17 protein-coding genes are annotated in these 18,901 nt (G+C 71.6%); 15 read left to right on the top strand and 2 right to left on the bottom strand.

The features are described 5' to 3' along the window. The first annotated feature begins 127 nt into the window (after positions 1–127). The 3 genes from ACIPAE_RS23100 (at position 128) to ACIPAE_RS23090 (ending at position 3,215) form a co-directional block, all read left to right on the top strand. Positions 128–1,783: a fumarate hydratase gene (locus ACIPAE_RS23100; protein WP_329365356.1), complete on the top strand. Its 1,656-nt coding sequence runs from the start codon at positions 128–130 to the stop codon at positions 1,781–1,783. Between the two features lie 374 nt (positions 1,784–2,157). After that, positions 2,158–2,994 (top strand): helix-turn-helix transcriptional regulator, encoded by an 837-nt coding sequence (locus ACIPAE_RS23095; protein ID WP_329365358.1) that lies wholly within the window; start codon positions 2,158–2,160, stop codon positions 2,992–2,994. After that, positions 2,991–3,215 (top strand): DUF397 domain-containing protein, encoded by a 225-nt coding sequence (locus tag ACIPAE_RS23090; protein WP_402447541.1) that lies wholly within the window; start codon positions 2,991–2,993, stop codon positions 3,213–3,215. The genes ACIPAE_RS23095 and ACIPAE_RS23090 overlap by 4 nt, the downstream gene beginning before the upstream one ends. Positions 3,216–3,259: 44 nt before the next feature. Here the strand turns inward: ACIPAE_RS23090 and ACIPAE_RS23085 are convergent, their stop codons facing one another. Further along, positions 3,260–4,264, bottom strand: a complete 1,005-nt coding sequence (locus ACIPAE_RS23085; RefSeq protein ID WP_329365361.1) for an Lrp/AsnC family transcriptional regulator — start codon at positions 4,262–4,264, stop codon at positions 3,260–3,262. 171 nt (positions 4,265–4,435) lie between these two features. On the opposite strand from ACIPAE_RS23085, the gene ACIPAE_RS23080 reads away from it, so the two are divergent. The 7 genes from ACIPAE_RS23080 (at position 4,436) to ACIPAE_RS23050 (ending at position 12,183) form a co-directional block, all read left to right on the top strand. Continuing rightward, positions 4,436–5,989, top strand: coding sequence for an amidase (locus ACIPAE_RS23080; RefSeq protein ID WP_402447540.1), 1,554 nt, complete (start codon positions 4,436–4,438; stop codon positions 5,987–5,989). Between the two features lie 278 nt (positions 5,990–6,267). After that, on the top strand, positions 6,268–7,698 hold the full coding sequence (locus ACIPAE_RS23075) for an MFS transporter (RefSeq protein WP_402447538.1): 1,431 nt from the start codon (positions 6,268–6,270) through the stop codon (positions 7,696–7,698). A 79-nt stretch (positions 7,699–7,777) separates the two neighbouring features. After that, a complete protein-coding gene (locus tag ACIPAE_RS23070) occupies positions 7,778–9,025 on the top strand; it encodes an amidohydrolase family protein (RefSeq protein WP_402447536.1) in 1,248 nt (415 codons plus the stop codon). Between the two features lie 228 nt (positions 9,026–9,253). Continuing rightward, the gene (locus ACIPAE_RS23065; protein WP_402447534.1) at positions 9,254–9,445 is read left to right on the top strand and encodes a hypothetical protein; all 192 of its coding nucleotides are present in this window, start codon (positions 9,254–9,256) and stop codon (positions 9,443–9,445) included. Continuing rightward, positions 9,432–9,956 carry a DUF6879 family protein gene (locus ACIPAE_RS23060; protein WP_402447533.1) on the top strand — a complete coding sequence of 175 codons (525 nt, stop codon included), beginning with the start codon at positions 9,432–9,434 and terminating at the stop codon, positions 9,954–9,956. Before ACIPAE_RS23065 ends, ACIPAE_RS23060 begins: the two co-directional genes overlap by 14 nt. Beyond that, positions 9,953–10,783, top strand: coding sequence for a helix-turn-helix domain-containing protein (locus ACIPAE_RS23055; RefSeq protein WP_402447531.1), 831 nt, complete (start codon positions 9,953–9,955; stop codon positions 10,781–10,783). Before ACIPAE_RS23060 ends, ACIPAE_RS23055 begins: the two co-directional genes overlap by 4 nt. Before the next feature lie 206 nt (positions 10,784–10,989). After that, entirely contained in the window at positions 10,990–12,183 is a 1,194-nt protein-coding gene (locus ACIPAE_RS23050; RefSeq protein WP_402447663.1) for a methyltransferase domain-containing protein, read from the top strand. A 13-nt stretch (positions 12,184–12,196) separates the two neighbouring features. Here ACIPAE_RS23050 and ACIPAE_RS23045 read toward each other — a convergent pair whose 3' ends face one another. Beyond that, positions 12,197–12,595, bottom strand: a complete 399-nt coding sequence (locus ACIPAE_RS23045; RefSeq protein WP_402447529.1) for a YybH family protein — start codon at positions 12,593–12,595, stop codon at positions 12,197–12,199. A 140-nt stretch (positions 12,596–12,735) separates the two neighbouring features. Between ACIPAE_RS23045 and ACIPAE_RS23040 the strand changes: the two genes are divergently transcribed. From ACIPAE_RS23040 to ACIPAE_RS23020, 5 genes are all read left to right on the top strand, one after another. Beyond that, a complete protein-coding gene (locus ACIPAE_RS23040) occupies positions 12,736–13,134 on the top strand; it encodes a hypothetical protein (RefSeq protein WP_366411111.1) in 399 nt (132 codons plus the stop codon). A 247-nt stretch (positions 13,135–13,381) separates the two neighbouring features. After that, positions 13,382–14,767, top strand: a complete 1,386-nt coding sequence (locus tag ACIPAE_RS23035) for a class II fumarate hydratase (protein ID WP_402447660.1) — start codon at positions 13,382–13,384, stop codon at positions 14,765–14,767. 23 nt (positions 14,768–14,790) lie between these two features. Then, positions 14,791–15,477: a DUF402 domain-containing protein gene (locus ACIPAE_RS23030; RefSeq protein ID WP_329365381.1), complete on the top strand. Its 687-nt coding sequence runs from the start codon at positions 14,791–14,793 to the stop codon at positions 15,475–15,477. A gap of 304 nt (positions 15,478–15,781) precedes the next feature. Next, complete coding sequence (locus tag ACIPAE_RS23025) at positions 15,782–16,480, top strand: class I SAM-dependent DNA methyltransferase (RefSeq protein WP_402447526.1); 699 nt, start codon at positions 15,782–15,784, stop codon at positions 16,478–16,480. Between the two features lie 67 nt (positions 16,481–16,547). Beyond that, positions 16,548–18,761 carry a SpoIIE family protein phosphatase gene (locus ACIPAE_RS23020; RefSeq protein WP_366411110.1) on the top strand — a complete coding sequence of 738 codons (2,214 nt, stop codon included), beginning with the start codon at positions 16,548–16,550 and terminating at the stop codon, positions 18,759–18,761. The last annotated feature ends 140 nt before the right edge of the window (positions 18,762–18,901 follow it).

Below are 18,901 nucleotides of genomic sequence, written 5' to 3'. Positions count from 1 at the left end.
GCCAGGGCCCCCGCGACGCCCGGCGGGCCCTCCGCCGGGGGACCCGGCCCCGCGGCGGAGGCGGGGTGCGGGGGAATTACTCTGAATATGCTTCAGCGTCGACGCAGCCGAGTGAGGATTGCCGCATATGCCCGAGTTCACCTATACGGATCTGCTTCCGCTCGGTGCGGACCCCACTTCGTACCGCCTGGTCACCGCCGAAGGCGTCAGCACGTTCGAGGCAGACGGCCGCACCTTCCTGAAGGTGGAGCCCGAGGCGCTGCGGCGCCTGGCCGCCGAGGCCATGCACGACATCTCGCACTACCTGCGCCCGACCCACCTCGCCCAGCTCCGCCGCATCCTGGACGACCCGCAGGCCAGCCCGAACGACCGCTTCGTCGCCCTGGACCTGCTGAAGAACGCGAACATCGCGGCGGCCGGCGTGCTCCCGATGTGCCAGGACACCGGCACCGCGATCGTGATGGGCAAGCGCGGCCAGCAGGTGCTGACCGAGGGCGGCGACGAGGAAGCGCTCTCCCGCGGCATCTACGACGCGTACACCAAGCTGAACCTGCGCTACTCCCAGATGGCCCCGCTGACCATGTGGGAGGAGAAGAACACCGGCTCCAACCTGCCCGCCCAGATCGAGCTGTACGCCACCGACGGCGGCGCGTACAAGTTCCTGTTCATGGCGAAGGGCGGTGGCAGCGCCAACAAGTCCTTCCTCTACCAGGAGACGAAGGCGGTGCTGAACGAGGCGTCGATGATGCGCTTCCTGGAGGAGAAGATCCGCTCGCTGGGTACGGCCGCCTGCCCGCCGTACCACCTGGCGATCGTGGTCGGCGGCACCAGCGCGGAGTTCGCGCTGAAGACGGCGAAGTACGCCTCCGCGCACTACCTCGACGAGCTGCCCGCCGAAGGGTCCCCGGCCGGGCACGGCTTCCGGGACAAGGAGCTGGAGCAGCAGGTCTTCGAGCTGACCCAGAAGATCGGGATCGGGGCGCAGTTCGGCGGGAAGTACTTCTGCCACGACGTGCGCGTGGTGCGGCTGCCGCGGCACGGCGCGTCCTGCCCGGTGGCGATCGCGGTGTCCTGCTCCGCCGACCGCCAGGCGCTCGCGAAGATCACCGCGGAGGGTGTCTTCCTGGAGCAGTTGGAGACCGATCCGGCGCGCTTCCTGCCGGAGACCACCGACGAGCACCTCGACGACGACGTGGTCCGCATCGACCTCAACCGGCCGATGGACGAGATCCGCGCCGAGCTGACCAAGTACCCGGTCAAGACCCGGCTTTCGCTCTCCGGGCCGCTGGTCGTCGCGCGCGACATCGCGCACGCCAAGATCAAGGAGCGGCTGGACGCGGGCGAGGAGATGCCGCAGTACCTGCGCGACCACGCCGTCTACTACGCGGGTCCCGCGAAGACCCCCGAGGGATACGCCTCCGGGTCCTTCGGACCCACCACGGCCGGCCGCATGGACGCGTACGTCGAGCAGTTCCAGGCCGCCGGCGGCTCGTTCGTCATGCTCGCCAAGGGCAACCGCTCCCAGCAGGTCACCGACGCGTGTGCCGCGCACGGCGGTTTCTACCTCGGCTCCATCGGCGGCCCCGCGGCCCGCCTCGCCCAGGACTGCATCAAGAAGGTCGACGTCCTCGAATACGCGGAACTCGGGATGGAGGCCGTCTGGAAGATCGAGGTCGAGGACTTCCCGGCGTTCGTCGTCGTCGACGACAAGGGCAACGACTTCTTCCAGGACCCCGCCCCCTCCCCCACCTTCACCTCCATCCCCGTCCGCCCGGGCGCCTGACGCCTTTCCCCGCTTCTCCGCTCGACCGCTTCCCCGCTCGACCGCTTCCCGCTCGACCTCGGCCCCCGTCCCCCCGGCTCACCCCGGAGGGCGGGGGCCGCGGCATGTCCAGGCGGTGTGGGAGGACATGACGAGGTGTCGGGGAGGCGTGACGGAGCGGCGGATATCGAACGTTAGCTCGAAAGAGCTAATTGCGTTCGTTTTCCTTCCCTGCGGGCTCGATCGGCCCATAAGCTCTCAAATGCGGAGGGAATAGGACGATCGTCCTTCCGAGGTCGGCCCGTCTCGGTCAGCTTTGCGGGGACGGCCCTGGCCGACCAGGGGTGAACTGGTTCCGAACGGTTCGGAACCATCGACGTTTCGGGGGTGCCGAAGTGACGGACATTCAGGAGAAGGACCGGTGGCAGCAAGGCCGGAAGGACGGCGCGGCGTATCTGGGCCAGGAGGTCAGATTCGCCCGGGAGCACCTGGGATTGACGCAGCAGCAGCTCGCCGAGCAGACGGGGTACGAACGGCCTTACGTGACCCGGGTGGAGAGCGGGCAGCTCCTCGCGTCGGAGCAGTTCGTGAAGGCGTGCGACCGTATCTTCGGGACGTCGGGCTTCTTCACGCGGTTACGGGAGCGGGTGACCGAGCGCGGCCACGCGGGTTGGTTCGTGCCGTACGTGAAGCTGGAGCAGGGCGCGAAGGAGATCTGCGACTACTCAAGCACCTTACTGATGGGCATGTTGCAGACTCCGGAGTACGCGGAGGCGACCTTCCGCGCGGCCAACCCCCGCGAGGACGACGGGCAGATCGAGACGCGGGTCGAGGCGAGGCGGCAGCGGTACCGCGTGATGGAGGGCAAGCGGCCACCGCTGCTGTGGGTGATCCTGCACGAGGCGGTGCTGCGCACGGAGGTCGGCGGACGGGCCGTGATGGCCGCGCAGTTGGAGCACCTGGTGCTGCGGGCGGCGAACCCGAACATCACCGTGCAGGTCCTGCCCTTCTCGGCGGGAGCCCCGACATCTTCCGCGCCCTTTATCCTACTGTCGTCATGGGACGGGACGCGGGTGGTGTACTCCGAGACCCGCAACGCGGGACATGTGGACGAGTCAGCGGAAGCGGTGGAGAGCGCCAGGACGGCGTACGACCGGCTCCGCGCCGCGGCCGCGTCCCCGCAGGACTCGTTGTCCCTCATCCGAAGCATCGCGGAGGAGCACACCAGATGAGCCACACCCCCGACCCCACCGGCACCGCCTGGATCAAGAGCAGCTACAGCGGCGGCGAGGGCGGCAACTGCGTCGAGTGGGCGCCCTCCCGCCTCGCCGTGCAGGGCACCGTCCCCGTCCGCGACTCCAAGGACCCCCACGGCCCCGCTCTCGCCTTCGCGCCCACCGCCTGGACCGCGTTCATCACCGCGATACGCACCGGCGAACTCCCCACCGTCTGACCGCGGCTGACCCGCCACCGCGATCGTGAGCGCGCGGCCGGCTGTCACTCCAGGAGGTTGATGGGCACGAACCCGATCGCGCGGCCGTCCGGGTCCAGCAGGCGTCCCATCAGCTTGACCGCACGCAGCGCGACCGCACGGTCGACTATCCGCAGATGCGGCAGGGTGGTGGCGAGGCGCACCTCCAGGGCCTGGGCGTCGACCAGAGAGGCGACCCAGACCGTCGCGATCAGGTTCTGCGGCCCGGCCAGCCCCAGGCACTGCCTGATCTCCGGGAGCTTGGCCAGCTCGCGCGCGGTGGCGTCCAGGTGCTCGGCGGGCGCGGAGCCGAAGAAGGTCACCGCGACCGGTGAACCGGACAGCGAGCGGGCCAGGTCGCAGCGGAGCACCAGCCGGCCCGATTCCAGCAGCCGGTTCAGCCGGCGGCTCGCCGTGTTCACCGACACGTCGAGCTCCGCGGCCAGCTCGCTCAGCGACATCCGGCCGTTCTCCCCTATCGCCGTGACGAGCTCGGCGTACTCGGGCAGCGGCTGCCCGTCCCCCAGGGCCGACCGGCGGGAAGCGGCCAGCACCTCCTGCTGCGAGCGGCTCAGACTCGTCAGCCGCCACACGCTGCCCTCCGTGTAGCTGCGGGTGACCAGGTGCGCCCGGGTCGCGGTGATCCCGGGGATCGTGCCGAGCCGGTCCACGATGTAGCCCGACAGCGCGCCGAAACTGGTGGCCATCGCGGTGACCAGCAGGTCGCGGCCGCCCGCCGCGTGCTCCACGGTCACCGCGTGCGGGTCCGCCGACAGCAGTTCCGCCACCGCTCCGGCCTGCCCGGGCGCACAGTCGATCTCGATCAGCGCGCCGGCGCCGGAGCCGCCGTACGGGTAGGCCGTCACCCAGGCGTGCCCGGCCGCCCGCAGCCGCTCCCACCGCCGGGCCACGGTCGCGGCATCCACGTCCAGCGCCTTGGCCAGATCGATCCAGGGCGCGCGTGGATTGATCTGCAGGGCGTTGACCAGGGCGAGGTCCAGCTCGCTGAGCGAGGGCAGGTTTTCAGCCATGAAGGAGTCCTTTGGGGTCCGTGCCCCGGGGCGCTGTGGGAAAAAACCGGATTCAGCCTCGGCATCTGACAGAAACATGCAATCCGAGGCCGCTTTCTGATCGGAGACTAGCATCGCCGTACTTCACCGAATCCAGTGAATCCAGCCACATCCCCAGCCCCGAGGTGCCGCGTGCCGCAGCCTTTCGCCACCCTCGCCGAGGCCGCCTCGGCTCTGCAGTCGGGCACCGTCGGCAGCCGTGAACTCGTCGAGTCCGCGCTCGCCGACGCCGAACTGCTCGATCCGCTGCTCGGTGTGTACGTGACGCGCTTCCCGGAACAGGCGCTCGCGGCCGCCGACGCCGCCGACCGTGTCCCGGCGGGTGAGCGCGGCGCCCTGCACGGGCTGCCGCTCGCCGTCAAGGACAACCTCGCCACCGTCGAGGGGTCGCCCACCGCGCAGAGCCCCGTCCACGACCCGCTCTGGTGGCGCGGGTGCGACGCGCCGGCCGTCGCCCGGCTGCGCGCGGCGGGAGCGGTGGTCCTCGGGAAGACCACCATGGTCGAGTACGCCATGGGCCGCCCCGACCCCGCCCATCCGTTCCCGGTGCCCCGCAACCCGTGGGACCCGGAGCGGTGGACCGGCGGATCGAGCACCGGCAACGGCGCCGGCATCGCCGCCGGGCTCTTCCTGGGAGCCCTCGGCAGCGACACGGCCGGCAGCGTGCGGTTGCCCGCCGCGCTCTGCGGCGCCACCGGCCTGAAGACCACCTCCGGGCTGCTGCCCAACGACGGCTGCGTGCCGCTCAGCCCCTCCCAGGACGTACTGGGCCCGATGGCGGTCAGCGCCCGCGACTGCGGGCTCCTGCTGGACGCGATGACCGGGCAGGCGCCGCGCACGCCCACCGCCGAAGGAGTGCGCGGGCTGCGCGTCGGCGTCCCGTTCGGGCTGCTCGACGGGCCGGCGATCACGCCGCCGTGCCGCGCCGCGTTCCAGGACGCCCTGCGGACGCTGCGCGAACTCGGCGCCGAGGTGCGGGAGTTCGAGCTTCCGGAGTTCGGCGCGCTGCTCGCCGTCAACGCGGTCACCATGCTCGCCGAGGCGTTCGCCGTCCACGGCGAGCGGCTCGCCGCCGACTGGGACGGGCACGGCCGGGGCTTTCGCCGGCTGGCCGCCGCCGGGGCGCTCCTGCCGGCCCACGTCTACCTGCGCGTCCAGCACAACCGCGAACGGCTCACCGCGCTGCTGCTGGAGCGGATGGACGGACCCGGAGGTGTGGACCTGATCGCCACCCCGACCTGGCCCGCGAGCGCGCGCCCGTACACCCAGGAGACCGCGCCCGGTGACGAGCTCAACCTCACCGCGGTGTGGAACCCCACCGGCTTCCCGGCCCTCGCGCTGCCCATGGGCGCCGACCCGGCCGGGCTCCCGCTCTCCCTCCAACTGGTCGCTCGTCGCGGCGGCGAGCACACCCTGATCGCCGCGGGCGAGACCTTCCAGTCCGCCACCACCTGGCATCTGCGCCGGGCCGCGCCGGACCCACGGCAACGGCCCGCCCCGCTCCGGGACCCGGAGCACACCCGGCCGGAACCCGTGCCCGCCGCCCCACCCGCGCGCGCACCCGGCGACGACGGTGCCGAGACCGCGCTGGCCGCGCTCGGCATCACCGCGGGACCCGCCGACCTGGCCGTGATCAGGGCCGTGTCCCGCATGCTCAACGACGCCGGCCGGCAGCCGGTCGCCTGACCCCGGCCACCCCAGTACCGCCGCCTGACCGCGGCCACTCCAGTACCTGCCACTCCGGAACCGACCGGCCGACCCCGGCCACCCCCGGTCACCCCGGTCACCCAGCACCGCCCGCCGACCCCGGCCGCTCCAACACCTGCACCTGCCGCTCCAGCACCGGCCCGCCGATCCCGGCCACCCGGAAAGCGGCGCCCCCGGCTCCGCCCGAAACCCCGAAACCCTCACCTCACCCTCTGCCGTGTCGCCTGCGCGCGCGGCCGTGCCCAAGTGGAGAACCCATGTTGCGTACCCAGCCCACCGCGGGCGCCGACGCTCCCGGCCTCGACGGCGCCCGTGTCGCCGCGGTCGTGGGTTTCCTGGTCTTCGTCGAGCTGACCAGCGGCATCATCCAGGGCATGATGCCGGCCCTGCTGCCGGAACTCGGCTCCGTACTGCACGTCAGCGCGGGCGACCTCAACTGGGTCAACGCGGCGCAGCTCCTCGCCGCCGCGGTCTCCGTGCCGCTGTTCGGCCGCCTCGGGGACATGTACGGCCATAGACGGCTGCTCCGTATCGCCGTCCTGTGCCTCGCCGCCGGCTCGGTCCTGGTCGCCCTGTCGCCCTCGTTCGAGGTGCTGCTGGTCGGCCGGGTCCTGCAAGGCCCGCTCGCCGCGCTGCTGCCGCTGGAGATCGGCCTGGTCCGCGACCGGCTGGACACCGCGGGCGGCCGCAGCGCCATCGCCATGCTCGTCGGCGCGCTGACCTTCGGCGCCAGCGCCGGCATGGTCGTCGCCGGACTGCTGCGGCAGGCCATCTCCTCCGTGCACGGCGTGCTGTGGATTCCGGCCGCCGTCACCGTCCTGTGCGCCGGAGTCGTCTTCTTCCTCGTGCCCGAGTCGAAGGTGCGCGCCCAGGGCAAGGTCGACTGGGTCGGCGCCGGACTCCTCAGCGTCGGACTCGCCACCCTGCTGCTCGGCATCTCCCAGGGCCCCAAGTGGGGCTGGACCGACGCGTACACCATGACGCTGTTCGCCGTCGCCGCCCTCACGCTGGTCGCCTGGGTGCTGGTCGAACTCCGCGTCGCCGAACCGATCGTCGACATCCGGCTCTCCGTGCGGCGCACCCTGTTCCCCGTGTACGCGGCGAGCTTCCTGCTCGGCACCGCGCTCTTCGGCGCCCAGACCGCCGCGGTCCTCTTCGTCTCCTCCCCCGGTGACAAGCTCGGCTACGGATTCGGGTACGACGCCCTGGGAATCGCGTGGCTGATGCTGCCGTCCGGTGTGATGGCCTTCGTCGCCTCGCTGTTCGCCTCCCGGCTCTTCAAACTCCTCGGCGGCCGCGCTGTCCTCGCCGTCAGCGGAGTCCTCATGGCGATCGGCTACGTCTTCCTGATCGAGGGCCACGACAAGCCCTGGCAGTTCGTCGTGGTGAACATCATCAACGGCCTGGGCGTCGGCCTGGCGCTCAGCGCGATGCCGGTCCTGATCGTCGAGTCCAGTCCGCAGGAGCGCACCTCCATCGCCACCGGCATCTACAACACCGCCAAGACCGTGGGCGGTTCGGTCGCCGGAGCGATCTTCGCGGCCATCCTCACCGCCATCACCTTCAAGGGCACGGAGATCCCGACCATCCACGCCTACACCACCGTGTGGTGGTGCTGCGCCGGCGTCTCGATCCTCGTCGCGGTCTCCGCGACGGTCGTGGCCCGCCCCCGGTCATCCGTCGACTGACCCGCTGCCTCACTGACCCGCTGCCTCACTGCCCCACCGACCCGCCCTCGCGCGCCCACTCCAGGGAAGGAACCCCAGCATGCCCGCCCCCTCCACCTCCGTACTCCTGCACAACGGCCTGCTCATCGACGGCACCGGGGGTGAGCCGGTACGCGACGGAGCGGTGCTCGTCCAGGACGGGCTCGTCCGGTGGGCGGGCCCGACCGGGGAGTGCTCCGTCCCGGCCGGCACCCGGCGCATCGACGTACGCGGCGACGCGATCCTCCCGGGCTTCATCGACTGCCACGTCCACATGGCCGCCCCCGGGACCTCGGCGCTGAGCCACGCCGAACTCGCCACCATGCCGCACACCCTGCTCACCTTCCTGTCCGGGCCGCGGATGAAGCAGACGCTCGAAGCCGGCGTCACCACCGCGCGGGACCTCGGCGGCGCCGACGCCGGACACCGGCGGGCGGTCGAATCCGGTCTGCTGGTCGGTCCCCGGCTGCTGGTCGCGGTCTCCATGCTCAGCCCGACCGGCGGCCACGGCGACTTCCGGGCCGGCAACGACCGCCGCCCCAGCGCCAACGGCATGGCGCGGCTCGCCGACGGAATCGCCGAGTGCCGCAACGCGGTACGGGAGGTGCTGCGGCAGGGCGCCGACTGCGTCAAGATCGCGGCGACCGGCGGCGTGTGGAGCCCGACCGACCAGCCCGACGACGACGGTTTCCTGGAGGACGAGATCCGCACCATCACGCAGATCGCCGCCGGCCACCGGGGAAAGAAGGTCGCCGCCCACGCCCAGGGCCGCGACGGGATACTCAACGCCGTCCGCGGCGGCGTCGCCAGCATCGAGCACGGCTACGAGATCGACGACGAGGCCATCGACCTGATGCTGGCGCAGGGCACCTTCCTCGTCCCGACCCTCAGCACCGCCAACACCGACCCGGACCCGGCGAAGGCCGCGCCCTGGGCGTACGCGAAGAAGAAGCACTGGCAGGAGGTCGCGCGCCGGCACATCCCGCGCGCCATCGAGCGCGGGGTGCGGGTCGCGATGGGCACCGACTGCGGCATCGCCGAGCACGGCACCAACCTGCGGGAACTCGGGTACCTGGTGGAGTGCGGCATGACCCCGATGGGCGCGGTGCTGGCCGGGACCAGCGAGGCGGCCGAACTCCTCGGACGCGCGGGCGAGATCGGCACCCTGGAACCCGGAAAGCGCGCCGACATCGTGATCGCCCGCGGCAACCCGCTCGAGGACATCGGCTCCCTCGGTGACCCCGCGAACGTCCTGCTGGTCATGAAGGACGGCGTCACCTACAAGGACACCGACACCCTCACCGCCTGACCCGACCCACCCCATGCGCCCGGCCCGAGCCCCGCGAAGCCCGGCGGCTTCCGGAATTGGGCGTCCACCCGCCTGCCGTCATGCGTTCCTTGACATGACGGCAGGCGGTCACGTGCGCTGCGGTCTGCCGCAACTCCGCGGGTTTCCCGTTCCGGCACATACCCGGCCTTGACCGGGCACTCGCGTAGCCCGGAGCATCGACAGCACACCACCGGAAAGGGGATGCCGATGCAGGTCACCGTGCTCGCCAAGATCTGTGACAAGAAGGACTGCCCGACGCTCTACCAGACCGACAGGGGCACACTCCTGGTCCAGGGTTACACGGGAGACGAGCACGGGCTCACCATGCCGCAAGGCGAGGGAGTCGTAGAAATTCCGGTGGAACTGCTGAAGAAGGCCATCACCGATGGTGTCTTCTAGGTCTCTCGGCGACCTCTTCGACTCTTTCAAGCGCGAGGCGTTCCGGCTCGAGACGCTGGACGAGTACAGCGGGTCCGGTAATGTCGACGCCTTTCGACAGTATGTTTCCGGCGATCCCCAACCGGCAGACTACAACGCCGATTGGGTGGAAGAGGTTCGGGCGGCGACATCGGTCGGCAAGCGGATCTACCGGGTGCACGTACTCAGCCGCCCCCTGACTCCGTATCTTCGGTTCGAGCTGGGTTGGGGCTACCGGAAGAACGCGACCGCGGGCGAGGAGTTCTTCATCCTCGACACGACCGGGAAAGCCAACCCGCTCGACGGAGTAGGGGACTTCTGGTTGTTCGACGATGAAGAGGCGGCGACGATGAACTACGACACGTCAGGTGGGTTCCTCGGCGCCAAGGTCCTCCCGCCCGCCAGAGCAGCGGAGTTCGTCGAGCACCGGAACAGGGCGCTCCGTCATGCGCGGCCGTTCGTGACGTGGTGGGAGCAGTACGGGGAAGAGTGAGGAAGACCGAACTCGGAGCAGCGCTACGGGAACTGCGGAAGGCATCCGGAAAGGAGGCCAAGGCGGTTGCCCGTAGCGCTTCCATGTCCGCCAGCAAGATCAGCAAGATCGAGACCGGGAAGCTCGCCCCGAGCGTCGTCGACGTGCAGAGCATCCTCACGGCCATCGGCGTCTCCGAACAGGCCACAGCCGAATACATGGAGGCGGCCAGAACCGCCGCCACCGAGGTCATCGCGTGGCGGCTTCTGGCGCGCACCGGGTTCCACAAAGGTCAGCAGCAGGTTCAGGCGCTGGATCGGCAGATGGCTCTGCTACGGGTCTTCCAGCCCGCGCTCATCCCCGGGCTTCTCCAGACCCCTGAGTACATCAGGGCGGTGGTAGCCAGGCATGGACTGACCGCGGATTCGCAGGCGCGCACGCTGGCCGCCCGACTGGACCGACAGCAAGTCCTCTACGACAGCACCAAGGAACTACGCTTCGTCATCACCGAGTCGGTGTGCCGCTGGCGGATCGCCTCATCAGCCGTCATGGCCGGCCAGATCGACCGGCTGATCTCGCTGTCCCGGCTTCCCACCGTTGACATACGCGTCGTTTCCCAGTCGGCGCGCCAGAGCGACTTTCCCTCCCACTCCTTTGTGATCAGGGACGAGAAACTGGTCACGGTCGAGACCGTCCACGCCGAGGTCGTGGTGACCGACCCCCGGGACATCAAGGAGTACGTCGACAAGTTCAGCGGCTTCTTTCACGCAGCGCTCTCCGGCGAGGAAATGCGGACCACGCTGCAAGCGATCAGAGACGAATTCTTGCGCGAACAGGAAACGGAGTAGGAAGGCGACTTCGGGGCGCCTACCGTGAAAGGGACCGAACACCCGAAGTGAGCTGGGGAGTTGAGGACCATGGACAGGACCACGAGGGTTACCGCCGGCGACGGGGGTGATGGGCACCCGGGGACGCCGTGGACGCCGCCGGAGGAGCCGCCGAGTCCGGACGGGACGACGCCGCCCGGGGACGGAACGCACCGCAAGTGACTGCGGTGGAAGGCGCGCGAGGCCAGTCCACGGCGGGCCGGCCGTTGCCCGCGTGGCGCGGCGACGAGTTGGCACCCGGGTGGAAGGACGCCTTCCGGGCGGTGCCGCGTTCGGCGTTCCTGCCGGACCTGATGTGGCCGTACGACATGGCCGAACGCAGGGCCGTACCCGTCGTGCGCACGCAGGACCCGGTGGTGTGGCGGGCGTTCGCCGACGCGGACGTGCCCGTCGTCACGCAGTGGGACGACGGGGAGCACGAAGGGACCGCACCAGGGCGCCTGTCCACCTCCTCCGCTTCGATGCCGTCGGTCGTGGCCGCCATGCTCGGCGACCTGCAAGTGGCCGACGGCAACACCGTGTTGGAGGTCGGCACCGGCACGGGGTGGAACGCGGCGCTGCTGTCCCACCGGCTCGGCGACGCGCACGTGACGACCGTCGAGGTGGACCCGGGCGTGGCGGCAACAGCCCGGGGCACCCTGGAGCGCGCCGGGTTCCGCCCTGCCGTGATCAGCGGCGACGGGTTCGCCGGGCACCCGGCGCGGGCACCGTACGACCGGATCATCGCGACCTGCGGGGTGCGCGAGATCCCGTACGCGTGGGTGGAGCAGACGACGCCGGGCGGGGTGATCGTCGCCCCGTGGGGCACCCGCTTCGGCAACGCCGACGCCGTGGTCCGGCTGGAGGTCGCGGACGGGGCGGCCTCGGGGCGTTTCACCCGCCGGGTGGAGTTCATGAAGATGCGCGCCCAGCGGACGGCCGTACGCCACGGCGACCGCGTCCCACCGGAGGGCACCGACCTGGCCGACCCGTCGACCACGACCCTCACGGAGGAGGACCTGCTCGGCGACGGCTCCGGCACCGTCCCCTTCGTCCTCGGGCTACGGGTGCCCTGCTGCCTCCAGGCCGCCGCCGAGAAGCGCGGCGACACCCGCCCCGTCTGGTTCTACGGCCTGGCTGACCCCTCCTGGGCGGTCGTCGCCTTCCGCGACGGTCAACCGGCCTCGCCGGTCTGGCAGTTCGGCCCCCGCCGGCTGTGGGACGAGGTCGAGTCCGCCGTCCATTGGTGGCGCTCCCAGGACCACCCGACCATCGACCGCTTCGGCCTGACGGTCACGCCGCACGGTTCGCACGTGTGGCTGGACACGGCGGACCGCCCCGTCGCGGAGCAGTGCCCCGGAAGGACCGCGCCGCATCCGTAGGGCGGCGGCACACTCACGCGCTCAGGTGCTCGTGGAGGATCTTCCACTCGCCATCGCGTCTGACGATCAGGTTGGTGCCCCGGCCCTGACCGGATCGGGAGCGGCCGTCAACCGTTCCGGTCCAGCGGAACCGGTAGCGGCAGACGGCGTGTTCGGCGCCGAGAACAAGCCATTCGAGGTCGCGGATCTCGTAGTTCTCGTCCTGGATGGCGTCGAAGGTCCGCTGGATCGCCGTCGCGATCTCGGGGACGCCGTGGAAGGAGCCGTCGGTGAACCAGTAGACGGCGTCCTCCGCGATCATCGGCAGCACGCGGTCGATCCGATGGCTGTTGTTGGCCTGTTCGTATCGCCTCAGGAAGGCCGTGAGTCGGGCTTCGAGGGCGGGCGCGGAGCCCGGAGTGGGTGGTTGCACGTTTCGCATATTCGCTCAAACGAGCGAATCATGCACGGTTCCTCTTCCCTGGCGCACCGGTTCGCACATACGCTCGGAAATGTGGAGGTAAGCGGGCGAACGAGTCGGAGAGATCGATGGTGTTGGAGGTGCGTGGGCGGATGAACGGTCAGCAGGGAGAGGTCGGCGAGATGCTGCGTGGGGTCCTGATCGGGGAGAGCCTTCGGGTCGGGTCGGCGCTCGACGGCGTGCCCTTGCAGGTGTCGACGGTGCGGCGGATCGCGGTGACCGGTGCGGCCGAGGGGCAGCCGACCCAGTGGACGCTGCTGGACTTCCGCGCCCCGGAAGCGGAAGCGGAGCGGCTGGCCGCGGCGCTGGCCGACTGCCTCGCGCCGAGCGGGGGTTGGTACGTCAACTACAACACCGCGGCCGACGCGTTCGTGGTCTTCGCCGACCGCGTGTTCCGCTACCCGCGCGGCGACCCGGCGGGACGCGCCGAGGTCGCCGCCTACGGCCGAGGCATCGGCATACCGGAATCCCAACTCGACTGGGAGGACTGAGCTCCGCCCGTTCGCGCAGCGCACCCCTGGCGGCGGCCGGGGCGGGGTGGAATGCACATGCACGCCAGAGAGCGGGGTGATCCATTGCACGACGGGAGCACGACGGGAGCGCGACGGAGGCACGCCAGCGGGAGGACGGCGGCACGCTGAAGGCACCCGGGGACCGCTGCCGGGCTTGGCCGCGCACGGGCGCGTCCGGGGGAACAAAGGCAGGGGGCGAGGCACTGTAGGAGGTATGGACGACGGTATGGACGACTTCCGGGTCGAGCACGACTCGATGGGCGAGGTGCGGGTTCCCGCGGCGGCGAAGTGGGGCGCGCAGACCCAGCGCGCCGTGGAGAACTTCCCGATCTCAGGGCAGCGGATCAGCCGCGCGCACATCCAGGCGCTGGCCCGGATCAAGGCCGCGGCGGCGAAGGTGAACGCCGAGCTGGGCGTGATCGACGCCGACATGGCGGCGGCCATCGCCTCGGCGGCGGACGAGGTCGCCGCGGGGACGTGGGACGCGGAGTTCCCGATCGACGTGTTCCAGACCGGCTCGGGCACCTCGTCCAACATGAACACGAACGAGGTGATCGCCGCGCTGGCCACCGAGCGGCTGGGCCGCAAGGTGCACCCGAACGACCATGTGAACGCCTCCCAGTCGTCCAACGACGTGTTCCCGTCCTCGATCCACATCGCGGCGACCGCGGCGGTGACCGGCGACCTGGTGCCGGCGCTGACCCGGTTGGCGGAGTCCCTGGAGGCGAAGTCGGCGGAGTTCGCGGGCGTGGTGAAGGCGGGCCGCACCCACCTGATGGACGCCACGCCGGTGACGCTGGGGCAGGAGTTCGGCGGGTACGCCGCGCAGGTGCGGTACGGCGTCGAGCGGCTGGAGGCGTCGCTGCCGCGCCTGGCGGAGCTGCCGCTGGGCGGCACCGCGGTGGGGACGGGGATCAACACGCCGCCCGGGTTCCCGGCCGCGGTGATCGCGGAGGTCGCCCGGGCGACCGGCCTGCCGCTGACCGAGGCGCGCGACCACTTCGAGGCCCAGGGCGCCCGGGACGGCATCGTGGAGGCGTCCGGCCAGTTGCGGACGATCGCCGTGGGGCTGACGAAGATCGCCAACGACCTGCGGTGGATGGCCTCGGGCCCGCGCACCGGGCTGTCCGAGATCAGCCTGCCCGACCTCCAGCCGGGCTCGTCGATCATGCCGGGCAAGGTCAACCCGGTGGTCCCGGAGGCCGTGCTGATGGTGGCCGCGCAGGTGATCGGCAACGACACGGCGATCACCGTCGCGGGCGCCGCGGGCAACTTCGAGCTGAACGTGATGCTCCCGGTGATCGCCCGCAACGTCCTGGAGTCGGTACGGCTGCTGGCGAACGTCTCGCGGCTGCTCGCGGACCGCACGATCGACGGCATCACGGCGCACCCGGAGCGGGCCCGGGAGTACGCCGAGTCCTCGCCGTCCGTGGTCACCCCGCTGAACCGCTACATCGGCTACGAGGAAGCCGCGAAGGTGGCGAAGAAGTCGCTGGCGGAGCGGAAGACGATCCGGCAGGTGGTGATCGAGGAGGGGTACGTGGAGCGCGGCGAGCTCTCCGAGGCGCAGCTCGACGAGGCGCTGGACGTGCTGCGAATGACCCACCCGTAACACGCCTTCCGTAAACTCTGTTCATGACAGCCGACCTCGACACCACGCAACCGGACGGATCGAACGCGCCGCGGCCGGGCCGCTGGGCCCCTGGTGACCATGTGCTGTGGCGCTACCGCGGCAACGGCACGGACGAGGTGCACATCTGCCGCCCGGTGACGGTGGTGCGCGACGAGCCGGACCTGCTCGTGGTGTGGCTGGCGGCGGGCACCCGCTGCATCAAGCCGGTGCTCGCCGACGGCACTCCGCTGTACCAGGAGCCGCTGGCCACCCGGTACACCAAGCCCCGCACCCGGGTGGTGGAGGAGTGGTTCGGCTCGGGGGTGCTGAAGCTGGCCCGGCCGGGTCAGCCCTGGTCGGTGTGGCTGTTCTGGGAGCAGGACTGGCAGTTCAGAAGCTGGTACGTGAATCTGGAGGAGCCGCTCAACCGCTGGTCCGCGGGGGTGGACTCGCAAGACCACTTCCTCGACATCTCGGTCCACCCGGACCGCAACTGGTACTGGCGGGACGAGGACGAGTTCGCGCAGGCGCAGGCCGACGGGCTGATGCCGGCCGAGCTTGCCGCCCGAGTCCGGCAGGCCGGCCGGGAAGCGGTGCGCGCGATCAGGGCCTGGGACCCGCCCTTCCGCGACCGCTGGCAGGACTGGCGGCCCGACCCGTCATGGCCGGTGCCCGAGTTGCCGTCCGACTGGGACCGCCCCGCGGTGTGAGCCCGGGAACAGGGAGCGCGGGACCAGCGAAGACGGGGGGCGCGCGCTCAGGTCCGGGCGCCGGTCATGATCCCCTTGGCGCGCCCCGGGCCGTCAACCGTAGGATCGTCCACCGGAAGCCTGCGCAATTGCCCGGCACGGCCTAGAGTTTGACGCCACGTCACGGGGGTACAAACGAGTGCCGCTCCTGTGCATATGCCAAACAACGCCCCACCGGACCCACCCTTCCCGTCACCGCTTCACCCCGGTCCCATTCCAGCCCCGTCCGTCACACCAGTCACAGCAGCCAGGGAGGCCCTGAGCAGTGGATACCGACGGTTACGAGCCCGTTGGCACGCCGTCCGACAACCCCGCGGCGGCGTCGGGGCGGGACCGTACCGGCCAGGCCGAGGCGTTCGACGCCATCGGCGACCGGTACGACGAGGCGTTCCCACACAAGGACGGCCAGATCACCGCGGGCAGCTGGCTCATCGCCGAGCTGCCGTCCGGCGCCCGGGTGCTCGACCTCGGGTGCGGGACCGGCCTGCCGACCGCCCGGCAGTTCGTCGAGGCCGGCATGCGGGTGACGGGAGTGGACCTGTCCGCCGGCATGCTGGCCAGAGCCCGGTCGAACGTCCCCGAGGCGGAGTTCGTCCAGGCGGACGTGGCGGACCTGGTCGACGGCGGGTCGCTGGCCACCGGCGGCTTCTCCGCGATCGCGGCGTTCTTCACCCTGCTGATGCTGCCCAGGGCCGAGATCCCGGCCACGCTGACCGCCGTCCGCGAACTGCTGGAGCCCGGCGGCCTGCTGGCGCTCGGCATGGTCGAGGCGGACGTGGACGACGTACCGATCCCTTTCCTCGGGCACACCGTGCGGGTTTCGGGGTACCTGAAGGACGAGCTGCGCGAGATCGTGGTGGACGCGGGCTTCGAGGTGATCAAGGAGATGTCGTACACGTACGCGCCGGCGAGCACCGACGTGCCGCCGGAGGAGCAGATCTTCCTCTACTGCCGACGCGCCTGACCCAGACCAGGCCCGAGCCCCGCCTCGCGCTGGCCGCGGCGGAGCACCGACGGATGGACCCACTCGCGTGACCACGGACCCGCCCCGCCCACCCCGGCCGCACACCGTGCCGTCCCCGCAGGACCCGCGCGGCAGCTTCGGCGTGCGCGAATCGGCGCCGCCGGCCCAGGACGACACGACCGCGGCGCCGAGCGCCGCCGGGTCCGAGGCGCACGACCACGACCACGCGGGACACCCGCCCGCCGCCCGCGCGCACGACGAGCAGACCACCGAGCCCGCCGCGCCCACCCGGCCCGGGGCGTACAGTGCACGGCGGAGCGATGGTGCCCCGGCGGCCGGGCAGCACCGCGCGGAAACGGCGCCGGGCGAGGCGCGCGGCGGGGCCCAGCCTGAGGGACCCGCGCAGTCCCCCGCCCCGGCGCACGACACGGGATGGGTGCCGGCAGTGACGGAGGGGAGCGAGGCGTTGAGCTCGTTTGTGAGCACACCGCCGCGGGGCACGCCGCTGGACGCGGCCGGCCACACCGCGGCCGGGCACACCGCGGACGAGGACTCGGTGGGCATGCGCATCCCGATGCCGGTGCAGACCGGCCCCGAGGCGGACCGGCTGCGGTACGTCGGCGCGGCCACCCGGCGGATCGCCCGCGGCCTCGACCTGGACGAGATCCTGCTCGGGCTGTGCCGCTCGGCGGTGCCCGCGTTCGCCGACGCGATCCTGGTCTACCTGCGCGAGCCGCTCCCGGTCGGCGACGAGCGCCCCTCGGGTCCGCTGCGGCTGCGGCTGCGCCGGGCCGACGGCGGCCTGGAGGGTCCCGGCGACACCCCGGACATGCCGGTCGGCGACCTGCCGGCGCTGGAGACCCCGTCCGGCGGCGCCCCCGAGACCATCGGGGTGCTGCTCGACGGTCCGCTCGCCGAGGTGCTGCGCGGGGTGCGCCCGGTCTTCGCGGACTCGCCGCGGGCCGCGGACGCCCTCGCCGAACTCCTCGGCAACCCCCCGGGCCCGCTGCCGGTCGGCCGCCGCGCGCTGCTGGCCCCGCTGCGCGGCCGCCGCCGGGTGATCGGCGCCGCGGTGCTGCTGCGCCGCGCGGACCGGCCGCCGTTCGAGTCCGACGACCTGCTGGTCGCCGCCCAACTCGCCACGCACACCGCGCTCGGCGTCGACAAGGCGGTGCTCTACGGCCGCGAGGCGTACATCGCCGACGCCCTCCAGCGCGAGATGCTGCCGGACTCGCTGCCGCAGCCGACCGGTGTGCAGCTCGCCAGCCGCTACCTGCCGGCCGCCGAGTCCGCGCGGGTCGGCGGCGACTGGTACGACGCGATCCCGCTGCCCGGCAGCCGGGTCGCGCTGGTGGTCGGCGACGTGATGGGCCACTCCATGACCTCGGCGGCGATCATGGGCCAACTGCGCACCACCGTGCAGACCCTCGCCGGGCTGGACCTCGCCCCGCAGGAGGTGCTCTACCACCTCGACGAGCAGGCCCAGCGGCTCGGCCAGGACCGGATGGCCACCTGCGTCTACGCCGTGTACGACCCGATCGCGCACCGCCTGGTGGTGGCCAACGCCGGTCACCCGCCGCCCGTACTGCTGCACGCCGACGGTCTCGCCGAGGTGCTGCGGGTGCCTCCGGGCGCCCCGATCGGCGTCGGCGGCGTGCCGTTCGAGGCCGTGGAGCTGCCCGCTCCCGCCGGGGCCACGCTGCTGCTCTACACCGACGGCCTGGTGGAGTCCCGCACCCGCGACGTCTGGGGCGGTATCGAGTTGCTCCGCGAGCGGCTGCACGACGCCGCCACCGTGGTCTCCCCGCCGCCCCTGGAGCCGCTGTGCGACGAGGTGCTGGAGATCCTCGGCCCCGGTGACCGCGACGACGACATCGCGCTGCTCGCGGCCCGGTTCGCCGGGATCGCGCCGAGCGACGTCGCGTACTGGTTCCTGGAGCCGCAGGCCCAGACCGCGGGACGCGCCCGCCGGCTGGTCCGCCAAGCGCTGATGCGCTGGGGCCTGGACGACCAGGTCGACGCCGCCGAGCTGCTGGTCAGCGAGATCGTCACCAACGCGGTGCGGTACGCGGAACGCCCGGTCACCCTGCGGCTGCTGCGCACCGACGTGCTGCGCTGCGAGGTCGGCGACGACGCCCCGCTGCTCCCCCGGATGCGGCACGCCGCTCCCGAGGAGGAGGGCGGCCGCGGCCTCTACCTCGTCAACCGCATGGCCCAGCGCTGGGGCGCCACCCGTCTGGGCGCCGGCAAGGTCGTCTGGTTCGAGCTCCCGCTGCCCTGATTTCCTGCCCTTCACGTCCGGGGCTCAGTGCCCGCGTTCCGGCGCGACCGAGTTCACGGGGAGTGCCGTCACCGCCGTGGCCTGAGCGCCCTGAGCCGGCATGCCGCGCGGAATGTTCGGTGCGAGGGTGGGTAGCGGAC

The sequence above is a fragment of the Streptomyces sp. NPDC087270 genome, from assembly GCF_044744625.1.
In the GTDB taxonomy this organism is placed as follows: domain Bacteria; phylum Actinomycetota; class Actinomycetes; order Streptomycetales; family Streptomycetaceae; genus Actinacidiphila.
The sequence above is the reverse complement of the archived record's forward strand: the minus strand, read 5'-3'. Positions and strand labels throughout refer to the sequence as shown.